The sequence below is a fragment of the Rhizobacter sp. P2_G4 genome, from assembly GCF_056403575.1.
Genome location: NZ_JBFUFG010000001.1, coordinates 932,445 through 955,593, shown reverse-complemented (window position 1 = coordinate 955,593; position 23,149 = coordinate 932,445). Strand labels below are relative to the sequence as shown.

The 23,149-nt window shown below is 66.4% G+C and carries 17 protein-coding genes; 15 read left to right on the top strand and 2 right to left on the bottom strand.

Features of this window, described 5'->3' with window-relative positions:
- Nucleotide 1 precedes the first annotated feature (1 nt).
- The 13 genes from deoC to AC1DYS_RS04500 all read left to right on the top strand — a co-directional run bounded on the left by deoC (nt 2) and on the right by AC1DYS_RS04500 (nt 17,190).
- Nucleotides 2-784 carry a deoxyribose-phosphate aldolase gene (gene deoC, locus AC1DYS_RS04560; protein ID WP_477896472.1) on the top strand — a complete coding sequence of 261 codons (783 nt, stop codon included), beginning with the start codon at nt 2-4 and terminating at the stop codon, nt 782-784.
- A 7-nt stretch (nt 785-791) separates the two neighbouring features.
- Nucleotides 792-2,114: a thymidine phosphorylase gene (gene deoA, locus AC1DYS_RS04555; RefSeq protein WP_477896470.1), complete on the top strand. Its 1,323-nt coding sequence runs from the start codon at nt 792-794 to the stop codon at nt 2,112-2,114.
- Nucleotides 2,115-2,124: 10 nt separating this feature from the next.
- The gene (gene rbsK, locus AC1DYS_RS04550; RefSeq protein ID WP_477896468.1) at nt 2,125-3,084 is read left to right on the top strand and encodes a ribokinase; all 960 of its coding nucleotides are present in this window, start codon (nt 2,125-2,127) and stop codon (nt 3,082-3,084) included.
- Nucleotides 3,081-4,028: a nucleoside hydrolase gene (locus tag AC1DYS_RS04545; protein WP_477896466.1), complete on the top strand. Its 948-nt coding sequence runs from the start codon at nt 3,081-3,083 to the stop codon at nt 4,026-4,028. Before rbsK ends, AC1DYS_RS04545 begins: the two co-directional genes overlap by 4 nt.
- Nucleotides 4,029-4,353: 325 nt before the next feature.
- The gene (locus tag AC1DYS_RS04540; RefSeq protein WP_047497043.1) at nt 4,354-4,767 is read left to right on the top strand and encodes an ExbD/TolR family protein; all 414 of its coding nucleotides are present in this window, start codon (nt 4,354-4,356) and stop codon (nt 4,765-4,767) included.
- Nucleotides 4,767-5,486: an energy transducer TonB gene (locus AC1DYS_RS04535; RefSeq protein WP_477896464.1), complete on the top strand. Its 720-nt coding sequence runs from the start codon at nt 4,767-4,769 to the stop codon at nt 5,484-5,486. Before AC1DYS_RS04540 ends, AC1DYS_RS04535 begins: the two co-directional genes overlap by 1 nt.
- A 93-nt stretch (nt 5,487-5,579) precedes the next feature.
- Complete coding sequence (locus AC1DYS_RS04530; protein ID WP_477896462.1) at nt 5,580-7,955, top strand: TonB-dependent receptor; 2,376 nt, start codon at nt 5,580-5,582, stop codon at nt 7,953-7,955.
- 19 nt (nt 7,956-7,974) lie between these two features.
- Nucleotides 7,975-8,556, top strand: a complete 582-nt coding sequence (locus tag AC1DYS_RS04525; RefSeq protein WP_047497524.1) for a MotA/TolQ/ExbB proton channel family protein — start codon at nt 7,975-7,977, stop codon at nt 8,554-8,556.
- A gap of 24 nt (nt 8,557-8,580) precedes the next feature.
- Entirely contained in the window at nt 8,581-10,380 is a 1,800-nt protein-coding gene (locus AC1DYS_RS04520) for a bifunctional metallophosphatase/5'-nucleotidase (protein ID WP_477896459.1), read from the top strand.
- Between the two features lie 120 nt (nt 10,381-10,500).
- Nucleotides 10,501-13,158 carry an ExeM/NucH family extracellular endonuclease gene (locus tag AC1DYS_RS04515; RefSeq protein WP_477896457.1) on the top strand — a complete coding sequence of 886 codons (2,658 nt, stop codon included), beginning with the start codon at nt 10,501-10,503 and terminating at the stop codon, nt 13,156-13,158.
- A gap of 391 nt (nt 13,159-13,549) precedes the next feature.
- Nucleotides 13,550-15,802 carry a TonB-dependent receptor gene (locus tag AC1DYS_RS04510; RefSeq protein ID WP_477896455.1) on the top strand — a complete coding sequence of 751 codons (2,253 nt, stop codon included), beginning with the start codon at nt 13,550-13,552 and terminating at the stop codon, nt 15,800-15,802.
- Nucleotides 15,803-15,944: 142 nt separating this feature from the next.
- Nucleotides 15,945-16,517, top strand: a complete 573-nt coding sequence (locus AC1DYS_RS04505) for a YceI family protein (RefSeq protein WP_477896453.1) — start codon at nt 15,945-15,947, stop codon at nt 16,515-16,517.
- 148 nt (nt 16,518-16,665) lie between these two features.
- Nucleotides 16,666-17,190, top strand: coding sequence for an SRPBCC family protein (locus AC1DYS_RS04500; protein WP_477896451.1), 525 nt, complete (start codon nt 16,666-16,668; stop codon nt 17,188-17,190).
- Between the two features lie 124 nt (nt 17,191-17,314).
- Here the strand turns inward: AC1DYS_RS04500 and AC1DYS_RS04495 are convergent, their stop codons facing one another.
- Nucleotides 17,315-19,420, bottom strand: coding sequence for a putative bifunctional diguanylate cyclase/phosphodiesterase (locus AC1DYS_RS04495; RefSeq protein ID WP_477896449.1), 2,106 nt, complete (start codon nt 19,418-19,420; stop codon nt 17,315-17,317).
- A gap of 291 nt (nt 19,421-19,711) precedes the next feature.
- Here AC1DYS_RS04495 and AC1DYS_RS04490 point away from each other — a divergent pair, with 291 nt between their 5' ends.
- Entirely contained in the window at nt 19,712-20,656 is a 945-nt protein-coding gene (locus AC1DYS_RS04490) for a Bug family tripartite tricarboxylate transporter substrate binding protein (protein WP_477896447.1), read from the top strand.
- Here the strand turns inward: AC1DYS_RS04490 and AC1DYS_RS04485 are convergent.
- A complete protein-coding gene (locus AC1DYS_RS04485; protein ID WP_477896445.1) occupies nt 20,636-22,597 on the bottom strand; it encodes a diguanylate cyclase in 1,962 nt (653 codons plus the stop codon). The two genes, AC1DYS_RS04490 and AC1DYS_RS04485, sit on opposite strands and share 21 nt — an antisense overlap.
- Nucleotides 22,598-22,672: 75 nt before the next feature.
- Here AC1DYS_RS04485 and AC1DYS_RS04480 point away from each other — a divergent pair, with 75 nt between their 5' ends.
- Nucleotides 22,673-23,149, top strand: coding sequence for a GNAT family N-acetyltransferase (locus AC1DYS_RS04480; RefSeq protein ID WP_477896443.1), 477 nt, complete (start codon nt 22,673-22,675; stop codon nt 23,147-23,149).

Genomic DNA, 23,149 nt, shown 5'->3' with positions numbered 1-23,149 from the left:
CATGGCTGACGCTATCGATCTGCAAGCCACCGCGCGGCTGGCGCTGGCCTGCCTGGACCTGACCAGCCTCAACGATGCCGACACCGAGGCCGACGTGGCCAAGCTCTGCGAGCGCGCTCAGGGCCCGCATGGCCCCGTGGCCGCGGTCTGCGTGTGGCCGCGCTTCGCTGCGTTTGCTCGGAGGCAGCTGCCGGCGAACATCGGCGTGGCGGCCGTCGCCAACTTCCCCGATGGCAGCACCGACATCGGGCGCGCGGTGCGTGACACCGGCGAGATCTTGCAAAGCGGTGCCCAAGATGTCGACGTGGTGCTGCCTTATGCCGCGTTGATGAGAGGCGACGACCGTGCCGTGTCGCAATTGCTGAGTGCCGTGCGCAAGGCCTGCCCGGGCCTCACGCTAAAGGTGATCCTCGAGACCGGCGTGCTGGCCGAAGACGCGCTGATCGTGCGTGCATCGAAGCTGGCGCTCGCGGAAGGTGCCGACTTCCTCAAGACCAGCACCGGCAAGACACCCGTCAGCGCCACCACGAAGGCAGCGACGCTGATGCTAGGTTGCATCACTGACGACGCTCAAGCAGCTGGCCGCGTGGGCCTGAAGCCCTCGGGCGGCATCCGCACCGTGGCCGATGCGGCGGTTTACATCGGCCTGTGCCGCGACGCGCTGGGGCCGCAGGCTCTGACCTCGCGGCGCTTTCGCATCGGCGCCAGCGGTTTGCTGAACGACATCGAAGCCCTGCTGAGCGGCCAGGCGCCGAACCAACCCGCAGCGGCCGGCAGCTACTGAGCGACCGATGCTGGCGCAGGAAATCATCCGCCACAAACGCGACGGCCACGCGCTGGATCGCGCGCAGATCGACGCCTTCGTCGGTGGGCTGGTCGATGCGTCGTGGAGCGAAGCGCAAGCCGCGGCGATGGCGATGGCGCTGCTCCTGAAAGGCATGACCGACGCCGAGACCGTGGCGCTGACCCATGCGATGACACGCTCGGGCGAGGTGCTGGACTGGGCTCGCGCAGCCTTGCCCGGCCCGGTGCTCGACAAGCACTCCACCGGCGGCGTGGGCGACAAGGTGAGCCTCGCGCTCGCGCCCATCGTGGCGGCCTGCGGCGGCTATGTGCCGATGATCTCGGGCCGCGGCCTGGGTCACACCGGCGGCACACTCGACAAGCTGGACAGCATTCCCGGCTACCAGACGGCCGTGTCCACATCACGCCTGCACGATGCCTTGAAGCTGGCGGGCTGCGCCATCGTCGGCCAGACCAGCGAGCTGGCGCCTGCCGATCGACGGCTCTACGCGATCCGCGATGTGACGGGCACGGTGGAGTCGACCCCGTTGATCACTGCCAGCATCCTGTCGAAGAAGCTCGCCGCCGGTTTGCAAGGCCTGGTGATGGACGTGAAGGTGGGCAACGGTGCGTTCGCGTCTAACTTGCAGGACGCACGCGCACTCGCGCAATCGCTGGTGCAGGTGGCGCAAGGCGCCGGCCTGCCCACGCGCGCCCTCATCACCGACATGAACCAGGTGCTGGGCCACAGCGCAGGCAACGCGCTGGAGGTGCGCGAAGCGCTGACCTTGCTGCAAGGCGATGCATGCGAACCGCGCCTGCTGGAATTGACCCGCGCGCTGAGCGCCGAGTTGCTGCTGATCGGCGGCTTGGCGGATCGCATCGACGACGCGCTTGCGCGTGTCGACACGGTGCTCGCCGATGGCAGTGCCCTGGAGCGCTTTGCTCGCATGGTCGCGGCACTGGGTGGACCGTCGGATTTCGTCGAACGCGCCAACACCCATCTGCCCGCAGCACCCGTGCAGTTGGCGGTGCGAGCAGCCCGCAGTGGCTGGGTGCGCGGCATGGCCACGCGCGAGATCGGCCTGCTGGTAGTCGAGCTCGGGGGGGGCCGCCGCCGGGCCAGCGATGCGGTGGACCCGCGCGTGGGCCTGAGCAACATCGTCTCGATCGGCCAGCGCATCGAGGCCGGCGCACTTCTGGCGACAGTGCATGCCGCCGATCCCGCTGGCGCTGAGGCCGCGGGCAAACGATTGCTTCACCTGATCGACATGAGTGATACCGAACCGTCCCTCACCCCCGTATTGATCGACCGCCTCGTGGCGCCGTGACCCGAGATTCATGAAAACAGACTTTGAACCCTGCGATGTGGTGGTGCTCGGCAGCCTCAACGTCGACCTGGTGGTGCACGCCCCACGCTTGCCCGCCCCCGGCGAGACCTTGATCGGCAACGACTTCGCCACCGATGAAGGCGGCAAGGGTGCCAACCAGGCCGTCGCGGCCCGCCGCATGGGCGCGCGCGTGGCGATGATCGGCCGCGTGGGACGCGACGCCCATGGCGAGCGGATGCGTGTTGCGCTGAAGCGCGAAGGCATCGGATTCGCCGCCGTCAGCGAAGACGGCGCATTGCCAACCGGTGTCGCGTCGATCGTCGTGGCGCATGGCGGCGAGAACACCATCGTCGTTGTGCCGGGCGCCAACCACGGCTTGGCGCCACAGCATGTGGATGCCTGGACCGTCTTGTTCTCGTCGGCACGCATGCTGGTGCTGCAACTCGAGACGCCGCTGCCCACGGTGATGCACGCCCTCTCGCTGGCGCACCGCGCCGGTGTCACCACGATGCTCAATGCCGCGCCCGCGGCCGAGTTGACGGCTGAGCAACTGGCCTGCGTCGACTGGCTCGTCGTCAACGAAAGCGAAGCCCGCAGCCTGCTTGCGCAACCGGTGACAGACGTCGCCGAGGCTCACGCCGCGGCGCTCGCACTGCGCACCCTCGGACCGCGCCACGTCGTGGTGACGCTCGGCGCCGCCGGCCTCGTGCACGCGAGTGACGAGGGCACCGTTCACTACCGCGCCCCCAAGGTGCAGGCGGTCGACAGCACCGGCGCCGGCGACACCTTCGTCGGCGCGCTCGCCGCCACCCTGGCGCGCGGCCTGCCCGCACCCGAGGCACTGCGCTGGGGCCAGGCCGCCGCCGCACTCGCCGTCACGCACCGCGGCGCTCAATCGGCCATGCCCACGCGCGAACAGGTGTTGGCGCAATGGGCCGATCTCATTTCTGCACAAGGCACCTTTCCATGAAGATCCTGTTTGACACCGACCCGGGTATCGATGACGCGATGGCCTTGCTGATGCTGGCCCGCGATCCGCGTGCGCAGCTGCTCGGCATCACCACCGTGTTCGGCAACGCGCCGATCGACATCACCACCGCCAACGCACTCGCCTTGTGCGAGCGCTTCGACATCGACGTGCCGGTCGCACGCGGCGCCGCACAGGCTTTGGCGCTGCCGCCGCGCGGCTTCCCCGAGCTGATCCATGGCCGCGATGGCATGGGCAATGTCGGCATGGCACCGGCGCAGCTGCAGCAGGCCGACAAACTGGCTGCTCCCGAGTTCATCAGCCGCATGGCGCGCGAGCACTCGGGCGAGCTGGTGCTGGTCGCGGTCGGCCCGCTGACCAATCTGGGGCTGGCCTTGCAGCAAGACCCGCAGCTGGTCGAGCACGTCAAGAAGGTCGTCGTGATGGGCGGCGCCTTCGGCATGAACGGGCACAGCGGCAACGTGTCGCCGGTGGCCGAGGCGAACATCGCCAACGACCCGCATGCGGCCGACCTCGTGTTCACGGCCCGCTGGCCGGTCACCCTCGTCGGGCTCGACGTCACCCACGAGGTGCTGATGAGCACCGACTACCTCGCCGCACTGGGCCGCGACGGTGGGCAAGAAGGCCAGTTCATCTGGGACATCACGCGCTGCTACGAAAGTTTCTACAACGCGCGCACTGGCGGCGGCATCTACTCGCACGACGCCAGCGCAGTTGCCTGCGCGCTCGACCCGAGCCCCTTCACCTTGCGCCCGGGACCGGTACGCGTGGCCACCGAAGGCATCGCGTCGGGCCAGACCATCCAGCTTCGTCCGGGCCAGAAGGTACCGGCCACCGACTGGGACGGCATCCCCGAGCAATCGGTCTGCGTCGCTGTCGATGCACCGCGACTGCTGTCGGAGTTCCGCCACTGCTTCGTGCGCTAACAACGTACATACGCGGCGCCCGTTCGGGCGGTTTTGGGGCGGGACGCACTCCCGCGAATCAGATTCAGCGCAACCGTCGCTGAGGTCCGCGTACGCGCGCTGCTGACGAGCATCTCCAAGTGCAATCACTTCCTCGCGAGAGCGGCCTGCACCGGGCGTAGCGCTCATTCGCGCACTCGTCATGACCGTGTCATGACGTATTGGCAAGCTCCTTGCATTGGCATTCACAAAGGCAGGCCACACCGCCTCGGTGCCTATTTCCTGGCCCGCTTGCTGCCTTGACACGAAAACGTTTGCGTACCCGCTGAACCCAACGCCGATTGCCATGCTTCACTTTGACGACACCCCGCCGCGCAAAGCTCGCATCGAGATCATTCCGATGATCGACGTGATGATGTTCTTGCTGATCTTCTTCGTGCTGATCAGCCTGAACGTGATCCCCGCGTTCGGCCTCAAGACGGCGCTGCCCGACAGTTCCACCGCGCAGCGCGCCGTGTCGGACCAGCAGCCGATCGTCGTCTCGCTCGCGGCCGATGGTCGCGTGGTGGTTGACGGGCAGGACGTGCCGGCGCGGGAGCTGGGCAGCCGCGTCAAAGCGGCGCATCAAAAAGACCCGCGCAAACGTTTCATCGTCAACGCTGACCAGTCCGTGAAGTGGCAAGCGGTGGTCGAAGTCATGGATGCGCTGCGCAAGCAAGGCATCGAGTCGATCACGTTCGCAACCAAGCGGGTGGAATAGTGATCGACTGGCTGTATCGCCGCCGCGACCCGGCCGCGGCGGGAACCACCGTGGTCTTGATCGCCTTCATGTGGGCGGCGTGGCGCGCATTGCCGAATCACGTAGCACCGCCTCCGCCCATGCAGGAGATGGCGGTGGCCATGGAGGATCTGCCTCCCGAGCCGCCGGCACCGCCACCTCCTCCGCCCCCACCGCCCCTTCCGCAGACCCCACCGCCGCCGGCACCACCCGCCCCTGCGCCGCCCGTGCCGCGACCGACTGCGGCGCCGAGCCCGGTCGCACCGGCAGAACCCGCACCGGCTGCACCGCCCGCACCCGCGCCGCCGCCTGTCGCCACACCGGCCCCGCCGCCTCCCGTGGCCGCACCCGCGCCACCGGCGCCCGCTCCGCCGCCACCCCCAGCGCCGTCACGCAACGTCGACGATGGCTACCTCGGCGAACTGCGCGGCTACCTCAACGGCATCAAGCGCTACCCCAACAGCCGCGAAGCACGGCAGCTGAAACCGCAGGGCACGGTCAAGGTATGGATCGAGCTCGATCGCGCAGGCCAGGTGCTCGGGGTCGGCGTCCACGCGGGCTCGGGCTCACTGATTCTCGACAACGAAGCGCTGCGCACCGTGCGCAACGGGCGTTACCCGGCCTTTCCGGCCGACGCGTTCACCGGCCAGAGCTTTCACCGCTTCGTCGTGCCCATCGAATACCTCGTGGAAGGCGGCTGACCCCATGCCGAGCCACCAAGCGTCACCGATCTGTTTTGTTTTTCCCTGTTCCTTTTGCCAATCACCGCAACCCCTCTGAAGGAAGACAACGCCATGCGGACTTTCAAGCTCAACACACTGGCCCTGGCCATGTTCACGATGCTGGGCGCAGCCCATGCGCAGCAAACCTCCGAGGTCGGCAAGATCACGGTCACCGGGGAAGGCGACAAGCTCGGTACCGGCTTGATCATTGACGAAGACACCCCCAAGGCCAAGAGCACGGTCACCAAGGCGCAACTCGAGAAGACGCGGTCCAGCAGCAACCCGTTCCAGGCGCTCGCGCTGCTGCCGGGCGTGAACAGCACCAGTCAGGACGCCACCGGCATGTTCGGTGGCAGCCTGCGGGTCCGCGGCTTCAACAGCGACCAGATGGGCTTCACGATCGACGGCGCCCCGGTCAACGATTCCGGCAGCTTTGCGGTGTTCCCGCAGGAATATTCGGACCAGGAAAACCTTTGCGAAATCTTTGTCACACAAGGCGCGACCGACACCGAAGCACCGCACGTTGGTGCGTCGGGCGGCAACGTCGGCTTGGTGACCTGTGACCCCCTCGACACACAGCGCGTCCGGTTTGCCGCCTCGGGTGGTCAGCTCGACTACTTCCGTGGATTCGTGCGTGTCGATACAGGCAAGGTCGGCGACTTCAAGGGCTTCATCTCGTTCTCGAAGTCGGAGGTGGACAAATGGCGAGGCTCGGGCGGTGCCAAGCGCGACCACGTCGATGCCAAGGTCGAATACGACCTGAAAGGCGGTTCGAAGTTGTCAGCAGGCTTGCTGTACAACCGCGCGCTCACCAATAACTTCCGCTCGCTCACGTTGGCACAGGTGCGCAATGAAGGCTATTCCGCCGACTTTGCGACGAGCCCGGCACAGCACCTGACCCCTGTCAACGGAACCGCGCAAAACGAAGGCACCATCGCAGCGGCCACGGCCTACTACGGCTACTCGCTGAATCCGTTCGAAAACTACTTGGTGACCGGCAAAGCCAACCTGCAACTCAATGAGCGCATGCGCTTGGACGTCGAACCTTACTTCTGGTACGGCTACGGCACGGGCGGCACGCAACAGACCTCGCTGGCTGAAAGCAGCGGAGGCACCCGTCTGCACGGGGGTATTGGCGACATCAACGGCGACGGCGACACACTGGACACGGTAATGGTCTACCGCGGCAGCTTGACCCAAACTTTCCGCCCGGGCGTCAACGTCAAGCTCAGCTACACGCTCGACAACAACAAGATCCTCGGCGGCTTCTGGTACGAACGTGCTCGCCACTTCCAGACGCAGCCAGCAAGCCGGGTGTCCAACAGCGGCGGCATCTCGGACCGCTGGCTCGGGAACGAAGACATGCTGGTCAAGTACAACGACGGTTCGTTGTACGAGGGTCGCAACCAGCACACCATTTCCACCGGCGAAAGCGTCTTCGTCCAAGACACGATTGACCTGTTGAACAGCAAGTTGCAGGTAACGCCCGGGATCAGCTATCGCAAGATCCACCGTGACTTCACCAATACGGCGAATTCGGGCACCAATGCTGGCGGCGACTACAACTATCAGCGTGACTACGACGAGGTGCTGCCCAGCTTGAACATGAGCTTCCAGGTGAGCGATCGGTTGCAAACGTTCGCCGGCATCGGAAAGAACTTCAAGGCACCAGGCAACTTCGAGTACCAAGGTGCCATCGACAATCCGCCGGGCGTCACCTACGTGAACGGTGCGCCGACTGCTTACACGTGGAGTATCAAGAACAAGGCAACGCAGGAAACCTCCGTCAATCTGGACGTCGGCACACGCTACAAGGGCGATTTGTTCAAAGGCTCCGTGACCGCGTTCTATGTCGATTTCAAGAATCGCATCGCTTCGGCTTTTGATCCGTCACAAGGCATTCGCCTGGACATCAATGTCGGCAAGTCCACCATCAAGGGGCTGGAAGTCGAACTGGGTACCGTCCCGGTACACGGCTTCAGCGGCTACGTCTCAGGCACCTACACCCGCAGCACCATCAAAGATGACCTCTGGGTGGGCGTGACACCCACCGGCGAGAAGGTCTATGCGCTGACGGCCGACAAGCAGTTCCCAGACACGCCTAAGGGCATGGCGGCTGCGTCAGTTCAGTGGGCGCAAGGGCCGTTCCTGGTGAACCTTGCCGGCAAGTACACCAGCAGGCGCCAGATCACCTTGGCGAACGATGCGTCGATTTCAGCCTTCACGACCTTCGACTTGAACGCTGCCTATCAACTGCCCAACGGTCCAGGCAACGGCTGGAAGAACCCGATCATCCGGCTGAATGTGAGCAATCTGACGAACAAGCAATACCTGCTGGCCAACTCGGGCAGCGGTTCGCAGTTCGGCATCAACGCCGCGCTCAGCACGCCGTCCGTCTACACCGGCGCTCCCCGCTTTGCGAGCGTGACCTTCCAGGTCGACTACTGATCCACGAGGCTCGGCGAACATGAACTTCAATCTCTTGCACGAAGTCGTGCTGGTCGCGATGGCGCTGCTGTTTGCGGTGGCCATCGCAGTGATCATCGAACGGCTGATCTACTACATCTTCGTCGACCGCTCGCGCAAGCTGCTGGTGGCCGCGATGGCCAGCCGCAACCCGCTCGACCTGCAGGCCGAGCTGGAGCGGGTGGCCGTCGGGCCGCACGCGCGCATGGTGGCTGGCGTGGGTGCGCTGAAGACGGCCGACCCGGAGCGTTTCGACCTGAAAGTGCAAGCGCTCTACCTCACCCAGCAGGGCAGCGTGAAGCGCTTGCTGTGGCTGATCGACACGACGATCACGCTGTCGCCGCTGCTGGGTCTCTTGGGTACCATCCTCGGCATCATCGACACCTTCACTGCACTCGCGGCGCAAGGTGTCTCTGATCCGCAGGCGGTGAGCCAGGGCATCGGCACCGCGCTCTTCGCCACGGCCGCCGGCATCGGCATCGCGGTGTTCTGCCTGGTCTTCAACAACTACTTCAATGAACGCGTCGAACGTGTGAACGAGCAGCTGAAGGTTCTTGCGCTCGAATACGCCAGCAACTCCTGACCCGTCCCCGACCCGCCACGCACCATGCTCAAACACCGCGCTCTCCGTGCCGCTCTTCTCGCCATCAGCAGCCTCGTCGCGGCGAGCCTGCTGGCCTCCTGCGCCACGCCGCAGGCGACGGAGCCGGTGGCCTTGCGCCTCATCGGCATCAACGACTTCCATGGCAACCTGGAGTCGGCGAACCTGAGCCTCACGCTGGCCGACCCGCAGGGCACGGCCGCAGCACCCGGCAAGCCGCTGCGCGTGGCGGTCGGTGGCGCGTCGGCTTTGGCCGGCATGGTGCATGCGCTACGCGACGGTGCGCCGAACAGCCTGATGCTCTCGGCCGGCGACCTGATCGGCGCCTCGCCGCTGGTTTCGACGCTGTTCAAGCATGAGTCGACCATCGAGGTGATGAACGCAATCGGGCTGGAAGCGAGCGCGGTGGGCAACCACGAGTTCGACGCCGGCATCACCGAGCTGCATCGCATTGCGAAGGGCGGCTGCGCGCCGACGCAAGCGAACGCAGCAGTCACCTCGTGCGCGATCAACCCCTACGCCGGCGCACGCTTCCCGCTGCTCGGCGCAAACGTGCTCGACACGCGCGGCCAGCCGGTGCTGGCGCCGTTTGTCGTGAAGAGCTACGGCGGCATCAGCGTCGGCGTGATCGGCGCGGTGACCAAGACGACGCCCAGCATCGTGTCGCCCTCCGGCGTGGCGGGGCTTACGTTTGCAGACGAAGCCGATGCCGTGAACCTTGCGGCACAGCAACTCAAGGCGCGCGGCGTGAAGGCCATCGTGGCGGTGTTCCACGAAGGCGGCGAACTCGGCCCGCCACAGCAGCGCGGCGACTGGAACGACACCCGCTGCCTCGACGCGCACGGCCCGATCTTCGACATCGCCAAACGCCTGTCACCCGACGTCGGCGTGATCTTTTCGGCGCACACGCACCAGGGCTACCGCTGCGTCGTCGATGGCCGCGTGATCATCCAGGGCACCTCGTACGGGCGCGGCGTGTCGGTGGTCGATGTGACGCTCGACCCGGCCACGCAGAACTTCATTCCTTCGCAGACCCGCAGCATCAACCTGCCGGTGCTCAACGAGCGCACCGACCCCGCCATGCGCGAGCGCTTCGCCGCCGCGCTGCCCAAGCCCTATGCCAAGGTGCTGCGCACGGCCCAGCCCGATGTCGCGATCGGCCAGCTGGTGGCGCGCTATGCCGCACTCGCCGCTCCCACCGCACAGCGGCCGGTCGGCTCCATCACTGCCAGCTTCACCCGCAGCGGCTCGACCGACAGCGCCGCAGGCCGCCTGATCGCCGACTCTCAGCTCGCCGCCACGCGTGCGCCGCAAGATGGCGGCGCACAGATCGCACTGATGAACCCCGGCGGCATCCGCAGCGACCTGGAATGCCTCGGCACGCCGCCGTGCAAGGTGAGCTTCGGTCAGGTGTTCACGATGCAGCCCTTCGGCAACGGACTGGTGGTCATGACCTTGAGCGGCGCGCAACTCAAGAGCCTGCTCGAATCGCAACTCAAGAGCGGCTCCGACGAACCGACCTTCCTGCAACCGTCCGCCGGCTTCTCGTACACCTGGAAGACCGCAGCCCCGCTCGGCAGCCACGTGCTCGACCTGCGGCTGAACGGCGCACCGGTGGTGCCGACGCAGCCCTATCGCGTCACGGTCAACAGCTTCCTGGCCGAAGGTGGCGACGGCTTCGTGCTGCTCGGCCAAGGCACCGATCGCCGTGCAGGCGGGCTGGACCTCGATGCCTTGCTGGCCTACATGCAGACGGCGCCCGTTCACGCACCGGCGCCGCAGCCGCGCATCGGCCTGGCCCCTTGAAACCTTTTTGATGAGCGTGCTTGCCGGTGGTCGGCACGCCTACGCGGCAAACGTTTGCGAAAGCTCGTCAACCGTGCCTGCACCAGAGGCGCCTTTCGATTCTTCTCACGGAGTTCTGACATGACGCTGCTGAAGATGCCCTCCCCGCCGGTCACACTGTGGCGGTATGCCGGCGCTGCGCTGCTCGCCTCGCTGGCCGCGTGCGGCGGCGGCGATGACGACACCCCACCTCCGGTCACGACACCGCCGGTCGTCACCGCGCCCTTGCCAACCTGCCCTGCTGCACCGGCGACCTTGCTCGATATCACTGCCGTGCAGGGCGCAGGCGCCACCAGCCCGCACGTCAGCGAGATCGTCACCGTGCGCGGCGTCGTCACCGGCGACTTCCAGGCCGACAACGAGTTGAAGGGTTTCTTCATTCAGCAGCCGGTGGCCGATGCCGACCCGGCCACCTCCGAAGGGCTCTTCATCTACACCTCGACGGCGAACACGTCGACGGACGTCGCCAAGGGCGATTACGTGCAGGTGAGCGGCACCGTGGCCGAGTTCCAGAGCGGCACCGCGTCCGAAGCGCGCCTCACCGAACTCAGCGAGGTCACGGCGGTCAGCGTCTGCGGCGTCGGCCCGACCATCACCCCGCGCGTCATCACCTGGCCGGTGGCGAACGCTGCCGACCTGGAAGCCGTGGAAGGCATGCTGGTCGAGATCAAAAAGCCCATGACCGTGACCGAAGTGCAGAACCTCGGGCGCTACGGCGAACTGCTGTTGTCTTCCAGCGGCCGCCTGTTCGAGCCCTACAACCACCCGAGTGCATCGACACCCGAGCAGGTGATCGCGGCGAATGCGCTTGCCAGCATCGTGCTCGACGACGGTCGCAGCATCCAGAACCCGAACCCGATTCCCTATCTCTCGGCCGCCGACAGCACCGGCACCCGCCGCGTCGGCGACACCGTGAGCAACGTGGTCGGCTTGATGACCTGGGGCGCCGATGCCTACCGCATCCACCCCGTCGCGACACCGGTGTTCACCACCACCAACCCGCGAACCACGGCACCCGCCGATGTGGGCGGCACGCTGAAGGCCGGCAGCCTGAACGTGCTGAACTACTTCACCACGCTCAACCAGCGTGGCGCCAACAGCGCCGACGAGTTCAACCGCCAACGCGCGAAGCTGGTCGAGACCATTGCCGGCCTGAATGCCGACGCACTGGGCCTGATGGAGATCGAGAACAACGGCACCGTCGCGGTGGCCGACCTCGTGGCCGCCGTCAACGCCAAGCTGGGTGCCGGCACCTACGCCTACATCGACAGCGGCAAACCCGGCACTGACGAGATCAAGGTCACCGTTATCTACAAGCCCGCGACGCTCAAACCCATCGGCAACCCGGTGGTGCCCACCGACGCCGGCTTCTCGGTCGATGGCGGCATGCGCCCACCGGTGGCGCAACGCTTCGCTGCGGTCAGCAACAACGGCAGCTTCTGGATGGTGGTCAACCACCTGAAGAGCAAGGGCTCTTGCCCGTCGAGCGCCAGCAGTCTCGACCGGGACCTGGGCCAGGGTTGCTGGAACGCATCGCGCATCGTGCAGGCCACCACGCTGGCCAACTGGGTCAACACGCTGACCAGCTCGTCCGGCGAGACCGACGTGCTGATGGTGGGCGACTTCAACTCCTACCTCAACGAAGACCCGATCAAGACGCTGGAGGCCGCAGGCCACGAAGAGCTGATCAAACGGCTGCCCGCCACCGAGCGCTACTCGTACGTGTTCGATGGGCAGTCGGGCGTGCTCGACCATGCGTTCGCCAGCAGCAGCATGGGCACGCAGGTGAACGGCGTGACGGTCTGGCACGTCAACGCCGATGAGCCTGTCGCCCTCGACTACAACCTGGAGTTCAAGACACAAGACCTCTACGCGGCCACGCCCTACCGCTCGTCCGACCACGACCCGGTGCTGGTGGGCCTGACGCTTAACGCCGATGCCGCCGTGACCGTGCCCGCACTCTCCGCCACGCTGCCCGGCAGCGGCATCGCGGGCACGGCGGTGGAGATCACCGGCATCGCCGCGACCGACGGCACCGCGCTCAGCGTCGACTGGGGCGATGGCGCGCAGCAAGCGCTCGGCCTAGCCGACACCACCGCCAGCCACACCTATGCCAGCGCCGGCAGCTATGCACTGGTCCTGCACCTGGACGGCAGCGGCGGCCAGAGCGTCGAGCGCACCGGTACCGTGGTCATCAGCCCGGCTCCATCTACCGGCAACACACCGGAGCTCTTCTTCAGCGAGTACGTCGAAGGCAGCAGCAACAACAAGGCGCTGGAGATCTACAACCCCACCGGTGCGGCGGTCGACCTGAGTGCGTACACCGTCAAGCTGTATTCCAACGGCAGCGCCACCGCCGGCAACACTCACGTGCTAAGCGGCACGCTGGCAGCCGGCGCGACCCTGGTACTCATGAACTCCAGCTTCGCCACCACCAAGGTGGTGCCCGGCAGCATCACCAGCCCCGCCACCAACTACAACGGCGACGACGCCATCACGCTGGAAAAGTCCGGCACCGTGATCGACGCCATCGGCCAGGTCGGCTTCGACCCCGGCGCCGAATGGACAAGCACCAAAGAGGCCGTCGTCTACAGCACGGCCAACAAGACCTTGCGCCGCAAATCGGGCATCGTGCACGGCAGCGTGCCCGCCTTGGCGCCGGCCACATGGGACATCAGCGTCGAGTGGGACGTGTTCCCGCAAGACAACTTCGACGACCTCGGGCTGCACACGCCCTGAGGCGACGCGGAATAAGTCCCCGCGAGGCGGCGCGCCTCGGTTTGGGATGGGCTGCAAGGCGCAAAGCACAGCGATACCCGCAGGTATCGCGAGCATTTGCAACGCCGCAGACCGCCCAAAGCGAGGATGCGCCGCCTGCGAGGGACTTGTTCAGCGTTGCCTAACCTCCAAGACGAGGTGAGTGCGCGGCAGGCGCCTCACCCCGTGGACCCAGCTCGCGCGGTCACCGCCGCGCAGGTTCGTCAGGCCCAGCCGCACAACCACAAGTTGACGGCTGGGCCCGGTGATTGATGGCACACACATTGCATCGACAACAGAGGAATCTGATCGTTCGGTCAACTTTGGTGCTCGCGCGCGATCGCGCTCAACTCACCCACGAGGAGGCTTCGCCTTGAACTGTTCCCATCTCGTGAGCGGCACCCGTGCCGCACGCCGGCCCCGCATGACCGCCATCGCCGCGGCCACGGTGGCAACCCTCTCCACACTGGCCTTCTCGGGTGCGCATGCGCAAGCGGTGGCACCTGCCGCGGCAGCTGCGTCCGCACCACCCAGCGGCAGTACCGCACCAGTCGAGTTCGAGCCCGTGGTCATCACCTCACGCAAACGCGCCGAGACGCTGACCCAGACGCCCGCCGCGGTCTCGGCTTTCACCGCCGCGGACATCGCCGACCGCAACGTGCAGACCTTGTCCGACATCGGCAAGTACGTGCCCAACCTCGACATCAACCGCTTCGGCGTCGGCAACCCGGCGCATGCGGCGATCTTCATTCGCGGCATCGGCCTGCAAGACCACATCATCACCACCGACCCAGGCGTCGGCGTCTACCTCGACGGCGTCTACCTCGGCCGCCAGATGGGTGCCAACCTGAGCCTCGCCAACATCGAGCGCGTCGAGGTGCTGCGCGGGCCGCAAGGCACGCTGTATGGCAAGAACACGCTCGGCGGCGCCATCAACATCATCACCGCCCAGCCCGGCGACGAGCAGGTCACCGAGGTGGACCTGAAGCTCGGCACGCGTGGCCGCGTCGAGGCCGGCGGCTACACCAACTTCAAGGTGAGCGATGCGCTGAGCTTCGTCGCCACCGGCAACGCGACACGCAGGGACGGCATCGGCAAGGCGCTGCTGGTCGACGCCAAAGACCAAGTGGGCGAGATCTTCGAGTACTCGGGCCGTGTGGCCGCCAAGCTCAAGGTCACCAACGACTTCTCGCTACTCGCCTCGATCGACGGTGTGCGTGGCATCAACGGCAAATCGCCGACCACGATCGACATCTTCGACCCCGCTGCGGCCAGCGGCTTCGGCGTAAACGCCTCCGACCTGCCCGCCAACCCCGACGACTCCAACTCCGGCCAGAAGAACCTCTTCCGCCAGACGAACAAGGGCGCCGGCGGCTCGCTCACCGCCACCTGGAACATCGACAGCCACCTCACCGCCAAGGTGCTGACCGGCTACCGCTACAGCAGCTACACCGGCGGGCTCGACGACGACCATGTGTTCGCTGACGTCGAGTCCTTCCCGGAGACCGGATGGGCGCGCCAGTACTCCGTCGAACCGCAGCTCAACGGCGAGTACGGCAAGTTCGACTTCGTGACCGGCCTCTACTACGGCTACGAGAAGGGCAACACCAACTCCGGCCCCTGGGTGTTCGGGGCCGGCACGCCGCCCGACTTCTTCTTCGATCTCGACCAGGTCACCAAGAGCACGGCCATCTACGGCCATCTCGGCTACAAGCTGCAAGACGACCTCAAGCTCTCGGGTGGACTGCGCTACTCGCACGACCAGAAAGACGCGAGCGCGCTGTTCGACAACTGGTCACCGAAGGAGCGCGCCTACCGCTCGAACTCTTGGAACGCTGTGACCGGCGACGTCTCGCTCAGCTACGACCTCAGCAAGACGCTGAGCACCTACACCACGGTCGGAACCGGCTACCAGAGCGGCGGCTATCCGCCACGCCCATTCGGTGGCGCCTCCACCTTCGTCGCCTTCGACCAGACCAAGGCCACCAACGTCGAAGCTGGCATCAAGGGCGTGTTCCTCGACAACCTGCTCTTGGCCAACCTCTCGGTCTTCTACACACGCTACAAAGACCTGCCGCTGCAGGTGAGCACACCAGCGCCCGGTGTCGGCTTCATCACGCTGACAGAAAGCGCCGGCGTGGCCGTGGCCAAGGGCGTCGAGTTCGATGGAACGCTGAAGCTCACGAGCGAATTCAGCGTGCAGTCGGCCATTGGCTACATCCACTCGCGCGTCACCTCGGTGCCCGACTCGTCCACCGGCAGCATCAAGGTCGGCTACACGCCCGCACTCACGCCCACCTGGACGGCCTCGGTGTCGCCCCGCTACCGCACCGGCCTTGCCAACGGCGGCGCAATCGATGCCCGCATCGATTACTCGTACCGCGGCAAGATGTACGGCCAGTCGGCCAACAACGAGAACAACCGGATCAAGGGCCGCTCGCTGGTGGGCTTCAACGTGGCCTACACGCCGCCTGCAGCGAAGTGGACGGCCGCGCTGTATGGCCAGAACATCTTCAACAAGGTGTACGACGTGGGCCGCCTCGATGGCGACGGCCCCGGCTTCACCGGCGTGATTCGCAGCAACGACCGCAGCGAATTCGGCGTGAAGATGAGCTACATCTTCTGAGGCTTCACTCTTCACTGCGGGGTGAAGGGCGTCATCCACTCAACAACCATCATGGGTGGAGGCATGAGGTTTGCGGGGATTCACTGTGGGCCTTAAATTCGCGATCGGTCATTCTGCCGATCGACTCCAACAGCGAACCCTCATGACAAAACGCCTGCTTCTTTCTCTCCTCAGCCTCGCCGCCGCTTCAGCCGGCGCTGCACCGGCGGTCTACGTCGTCGACCCCACCCACACCTTTCCGAGCTTCGAAGCCGACCACATGGGCATGTCGAAGTGGCGCGGCAAGTTCAACAAGAGCAGCGGCCAGATCACGCTCGACAAGGCAGCCGGCCAGGGCACGGTCGACATCACGATCGACGCCACCAGCATCGACTTCGGCCTCGACATCATGAACAGCAAGGCGCGCGAGCCCGACCTGTTCGACACCGCCAAGTACCCGCAGGTGCGCTACAAGGGCCGCCTCGAAGGCTTCGCCAACGGTGCGCCCTCGAGCGTGGTGGGTGAACTCACCTTGCACGGCGTGACCAAGCCGGTCACGCTGACCATCAACACCTTCAAGTGCCTGCAGCACCCGATGTTCAAGCGCGACTGGTGCGGCGCCGATGCGCAGGCCACCATCAACCGCGAAGATTTCGGCATCGACGCCGGCAAGCCCTACGGCTTCAAGATGGACGTGGTGCTGCGCATCCAGGTCGAGGCCGTGCTGGCAGAGTGATTCAGCGTCGCGGGCGGTGCAGGGGTTGCGCGACGGAACTTGACGCGCATCGCCCTGCACGCAAAGCCGGCGGAAGGTGATTCAATGCAGAGCTCGGCCACGGCCTGACACCACAACGGCCCGGCTGCAACTCATTGAGGGAGGCATCATGCTCAAGGTCATTGCCATCGTCATCGCAGCCGTGGTCGCTGTGCTGGCCTACGCCACCACGCGGCCCGACAGCTTCACCGTGCAACGCACCGCCACCATCAAGGCGCCGCCAGACAAGATCTTCCCGTTGATCAATGACTTCCACAGCTGGCCCGCGTGGTCGCCGTGGGAGAAGCTCGACCCGGGCATGCAGCGCACGCACGGCGGTAGCACGCAGGGCAAGGGCGCCACGTACGCGTGGCTGGGCAACAGCAAGGTGGGCGAGGGGCGCATGGAAATCTTGGAGTCGGCCCCGTCGTCCAAGGTCAGCATCAAGCTCGACTTCATCAAGCCCTTCGAAGGCCACAACACCGCCGACTTCACGCTGCAGCCGCAAGGCGACTCGACCCAGGTCACCTGGGTGATGTACGGCCCGGCGCCCTACATCACCAAGCTCATGGGCATCTTCGTCAGCATGGACAAGATGATCGGCAAGGACTTCGAGGCTGGGTTGACCAATCTCAAAGCTGCCGCAGAGAAATAGGCCCCCCAGTCGCTGCGCTCCTGCCCCCGAGGGGCGCCGCCCGGCGGCCCGGCAAAGCCGGTTCCGCTGGCGTAGCTTGAGGGGCACTTAGCTTCGCTCGTGCAGAACCTTGTCGTGATTCGACCTACGGACTCACCAGCAACTTGTCGAAGGCAGCTATCTCTACCGGTCGGCTGAAGAGGTAGCCCTGCGCCAGGTGGCAACCCACTTGGTGCAGGTACGCAGCCTGCTCCGGCGTCTCCACGCCCTCGGCCACCAGCACCATGTTGAGACTTCGGCCCACCGACACGATGGCTTTGACCAGCTCGGCGCTGCGGGTGTTGCCGGGCAGCTCGTTGACGAAGGAGCGGTCGATCTTCAACGTCTGCACCGGCAGGCGGGTGAGGTAGCCGAGCGCCGAGTAGCCGGTGCCGAAGTCGTCGATCGCGATGGTGATGCCCATCGCTGCGAGCGTCTCCAGGCTCTGGCGCACGCCGTCGCTGCCATCGAGCAACAGGCTCTCGGTGATCTCGAGTTCGAGCCACTGCGGGCGGCAGCCCGTGGCGGTGAGCGCGCCCTGTACGGTTTCGACCAGGTCATTGCCGTCACCGAACTGGCGCGCCGACAAGTTGACCGCGATCTTCAGCGGCTCGGCGCGCTGGCGGTTCCACGCCACCACGGCCTGGCAGGACTCGTGCAGCGCCCAGGTGCCCATGCGCACGATCAGGCCGGTCTCTTCGGCCAGCGGGATGAAGCTCATCGGCGACACCATGCCGCGCTGCGGCTGGCACCAGCGCATCAGCGCTTCGGCGCCCACGAGGCGCTGCGTGCCGAGCTCGAACTTGGGTTGGTAGTGCAACAGCAGTTCTCGCCGCTCGACACCGCGTCGCAGTTCGCTCTCGAGCGTGAGCCGATGCGACGCCTGCGCGGTGAGCTGCGGCGAATAGAAGTGCACGCTGTTGCGCCCGCCGGTCTTCGCGTGCGAGAGCGCGGCATCGGCATGCTGCAGCAGGCTCTCGGCGTCGGAGCCATCGCTCGGGAAGAGTGCCGCGCCCATGCTCGCGGTGACGAACACGTCGGTGCCCTCGAGGCTGATGGGCGTGGACAAGGCCTGCAGCAGCTTGCTGGCCACGCGTGCCAGCACATCGGCCTGGCGCACCTCGGGCACGAGGATGGCGAAGGCCTCGCCTTCGAGCCGTGCCACGACGTCGGTCTCGCGCAGCGACTGCGACAGTCGCACGCCGACCCGCTTCAGCAGCTCGTCACCCGCGGCATGGCCCAGCGATTCGTTGACCTTCTTGAACTGATCGAGGCCCAGCATCAGCAGGCCGAACTCGCCCGCCGACCCGTTGACGGGCGTCACGGCCTGCTGCATGTGGTCGATCAGGCCGCTGCGGTTGGGCAGCGTGGTCACGGGGTCGAAGAATGCGAGCGAGTGCACCTGGCGGCGGAAGTTGCGCAGCTCGGTCACGTCCTGGATGGTGCCGACCAGCCGGCTGGCCTGTCCGCGCGGGTCGTAGATGATCTTGGCGTGGCCGCGCAGCTCGCGCCGCATGCCGTTGGAGCCCGTCACGTGGTAGTCGTAGCGCAGCGTCGGCTGCCGGTGGCGCATCGCGCGTTCGAAGATTTCTCTCACGGCGGCGCGCTGCTCTTCAGGCACCAGCGAGGGCAGATCGTCCCACTCGGTGATGGAGCCGCTGTTGGGGTTGACGATGCGCAGCGCCTCGGCCGAGTAGATGGCGCGGTTGCGCCGGAAATCCCATTCCCAGGAGCCGAATTCGGCCATCTGCTGCGCCTCGACGAAGCGGCCTTCGGATTCGGCCAGGGCGTTCGACAACTCGTGGTGCAGCGTGACGTCTTGCAGCGCGACGACCGACTGGCTCAACGCGCCGCCCGCGTCGTAGGTGTTGATGGCCACCACGCGAATCTGGCGCAGCTCTCCGCCGGCCAGCACACAGGGCACCTCGACGTCGATGCGGCGCTTGCGCACGGCCACGGCTTCGTTCCAGCGGGTCAGTAGCGCCGCATGGCGGCTGCGTCGCACCAGGCCATGCAGCGTCTGCAGCGTGAGCGTTTCGTGCAGGGGGCGGCCGAGGATGGCCAGCGCATCGCGCGATGCATCGAGCACGGCACTGCGGCCGTCCCAGCTCAGGTAGCCGATAGCTTGAAGCCCGCGTGCCGCTTCTTCGTACAAGGCGTCGGCAGCGCTGGCGGGCAGCATCGGGCCAAGGGCTTGTGGTTCAGGGTGCATGGTCCATTTCCAACAAAGCCCCAGGACCGATATGGTCAGGCCAAAGTCGGTCCTTGGCGCAGGGCGGCAGCGCCCGCGTACAAATAGAAACGAAGCGAGCGTGAGTTGATTCACGGGCGCTTTCGGCACGGGGCATTTGTCACACCAGATGGGCAGGCCGAGCCATCGACGTGGTCTGAAGCGACAGTTCGGCACGATGGCTCGAAGCCGCGACCCACTGGTTGAACCCCTATGGCGAGCGGCCGGCAAGGCGTGTCACCCTTCTCGCTGGATCAGCCAAGGAGACACCGCATGAAGACCCTCAGCAAGCCCCGCGCCGCCACGGCGCAGGCCCAGGGCAACTACCCCAGCCAGCCCATCCACATCGTCGTGACCTTCACCAGCGGCGGCGCGCCCGACATCCTCGCGCGGCTGATCGGCGAGCGCCTGCAGCAGGCGTGGGGCCAGTCGGTGGTCATCGACAACAAGCCCGGCGCCGGCGGCAACACCGGTGCCGATTCGGTGGCCAAGGCAGCACCCGATGGCTACACCGTGGTGCTGGGCACGGTTGGCACGCATTCGATCAACGGGGCGCTCTACACCAAGATGCCTTACGACATGGTGAAGGACTTTGCGCCCGTCACGCTGCTGGCCACCACCCCCAACATGCTCGTTATCAACAATGACGTCCCGGCGAAGAACCTGAAGGAGTTCATCGCGCTGGGCAAGAAGGAAGGCAAGATGACCTTTGCGTCGTCTGGCGCGGGCACGTCGATCCATGTGTCGGGCGAGCTGTTCAAGACCATGACCGGCATCGACATGACGCACATCCCGTACAAGGGCCGCGCCGGTGCCATCCCAGACCTGCTGGGCGGGCGCGTGACGATGATGTTCGACAACATGCCGAGCAGCCTGCCGCTGGTGCGCGAGGGCAAGCTGCGCGCGCTGGGCGTGACCAGCGCCGCCCGCTCGGCCGCCGCACCCGACATTCCCACCCTGGCCGAATCAGGCCTGCCCGGTTTCGAAGCGGTGTCGTGGTTCGCGATGTTCGCGCCGGCCAACACACCGAAGCCCATCATCGACAAGCTGCAGGGCGAAGTGAGCCGGATCATCAAGGCGCCCGAGATCTCGAAGCGCCTGCTCGAACTCGGCCTCGACCCGGTCGGCGGCACGCCGGCCGAGCTGGCCCAGTATCAGAAGCGCGAAATCGCCAAGTGGGCCAAGGTGGTGAAGGACTCAGGCGCCACGGTCGAGTGAGCCTGTGAGGCCGCCCGGCACTGCGGCCAGCGGCATGGGTTCGCCGCTGGCCGCAGCAGCAGCATCGCGATGCGGCGCAGGCCGCGCCACCACCGCGTTGCGGCCCGAGGCCTTGGCGGCGTAGAGCGCCTCGTCGGCACGGCGCAGTAGACTGCTGACGGTGTCGCCAGCGGCCATCAACGTCACGCCGATGCTGATCGTCACGCCGCGGTCGGGCGACCAGCGCGACACGTCCAGCCCCACCACCTGCAGGCGGAAACGCTCGGCCGCGGCCACCGCGGTGTCGAGCGCCACGCCAGGCAGCACTGCAACAAACTCTTCGCCGCCGAAGCGCGCCAGGCAGGCCCCGGGTTGCGCGGTGGCGATGCCGATCGCTCGCACGGCTTCACCGACCGCTCGCAGGATGTGGTCGCCGGCCAGATGGCCGTGGTTGTCGTTGATGGCCTTGAAGAGGTCAATGTCTGCCAGCAGCAGCGCGCAGTGCGGCGGCGTGCGCGCGAGCTGGGCCTCGATCACGCCCAGCGCAGCGCGGCGGTTCGGCAGGCCGGTCAGGTCATCAGTCATCGCCAGGCCGCGCATCGCGACGCTGGTGCGGCTGTGCCGCCAGACCAGCGCGCCCAGCACGACCAGCAGCACGCTGGCCAGTGCGATTGCCACCGAGAGCCATCGGCCGGCCAGGCGCTCTTGCGCCAGCGCATGCTCGGTGAGCTTTTGCGTCTGCTGCAGCAGCACCATCTCGCGGTCGCGCGCGGCGTTGTCGTATTCCACCTTCAGCGTGGCAAAGCGCTCGTCGAGCTGGCGCGAGAGCAGCTGGTCGGTGGCGGCCTTGAAGCGCGTCTGCTGCTCGAAGGCACTGCGCCAATCGCCTTGCTCGGCCAGCGTCTCGGCCAGCGCGCCGTGCGTCGTGGCCTGCTCGGCCAGGGCTTCGGCCTGGCTGAAGACCTTGAGCGCGTCGTTCAGCGCCACCGTGCTCTCGGGGAGGCGGTGCAGCAGGCGCAGCGCCAAGCCGCGCTGCAGCAGGATCTGCGCACTCAGGCGCGCATCGAGCACGCTCTTCTGCTGCGCTGCGGCCTGGTCGAGCAGCGTGAGCGCGGTCTGCGGCATGCCGCGGGCGTTCTGCACGCTGGCCAAGCCGCGCAAGGCGTAGGCCATGCCGCGGGTGTAGCCGAGGTCGCGGCTGAGCTTGAGCACGCTGTCGAAGGCGGCTTGCGCGGCATCCCAGTCGCGCAGGTTTTCGAGCGCGCGCCCCAGGTTGTATTGCGTCACCGCCTGCTCGCGCACGAGGCCGGCCGAGGTCTGCGCCTTGAGCGCCGCTTCGTAGTAGTGGCGCGCCTGCGCATAGTCGCCCATGCGGTTGTAGAGGATGGCGATGGTGTTCTCGACCGTGAGCGTGTAGAGCGGCAACTGCAGGCGCTCGAACAACGCACGCGCACGCTTGAGGTCTGTCAGGCCGTTGGCGAACTCGCCGCGCACGCCGCGCAAGTGGCCGCGGTTGAAGAGGCCATCGGCCAGCATCTCGTCATCGTGTGCCTGCTCGGCGATCTGCACTTCTTCTTCATACGAGGCCAGTGCGCGGGCGTTGTCGCCGGCGCCTTCGAAGAGGCCGCCTTCGCAGCCCTTGAGCCCCGCCGCGAGGCCTTTGCGCTGCAGCCTGCCGACCAGGGCAGCACCTTGCGCCAAGTGCTGCTCGGCGGCAGCGCGGTCGCGTTCGGACTGGTAGTCGCACATCAGCAGGTGCGCGCGCAGCTCCAGGTCCGCATCGGCGCGGCTGGCGAGCTGCTGCAAAGCCTGCTGGGCCAGCTCGCGGCTGCGCTCGGGGTCGACCTTCATCTGAGCCTGGCTCTGCTCGACCAGCTGGCGCACTTCGGCCTGGGCATCACCGGCCGCATGAGCGGACGAAAGCTGCAGCAGCAGGAGGGTCAGCAAAAGCTTGGAGCGCACGGTAGGACGAGCTGGTCGTGTTCTGTTTGTTCGGGCATTGTCGCCGCGGTGCGGCAGGGTTCAGAATGCGTCTCCATGATCACCGAAAGCGACATCAGCCTCGCCCTGCCCTCCGATGCGCTGGCGATCGCTGCGCTGTCGCGACGCACCATCGAGCAAGGCCTGGACTGGCGATGGACACCGCGCCGCGTGATGAACAGCATGGCCGATGCCAACACCAACGTGGTGGTGGCGCGCCGCGGCAACGACCTGCTCGGCTTTGCCATCATGAGCTACGGCGATGACGACGCGCACGTGCTGCTGCTCGCCACCCAGCCCCGCTGTCGGCGCCAGGGCGTCGGCACCGCCCTGCTCGCCTGGCTGGAAGCCACCGCCCGCGTGGCCGGCATCGGCACGCTGCGGCTCGAGGCCCGCTCGGACAACGCCGGCGCACGCGCCTTCTACCGCCGCCACGCGTTCGAAGAAGTCGACCGCCGCGTCGGCTACTACCAGGGCGTGGAAGACGCGGTGCGCATGGCCAAGACGCTGAAGAACGCCGAGGCCGAAGACTAG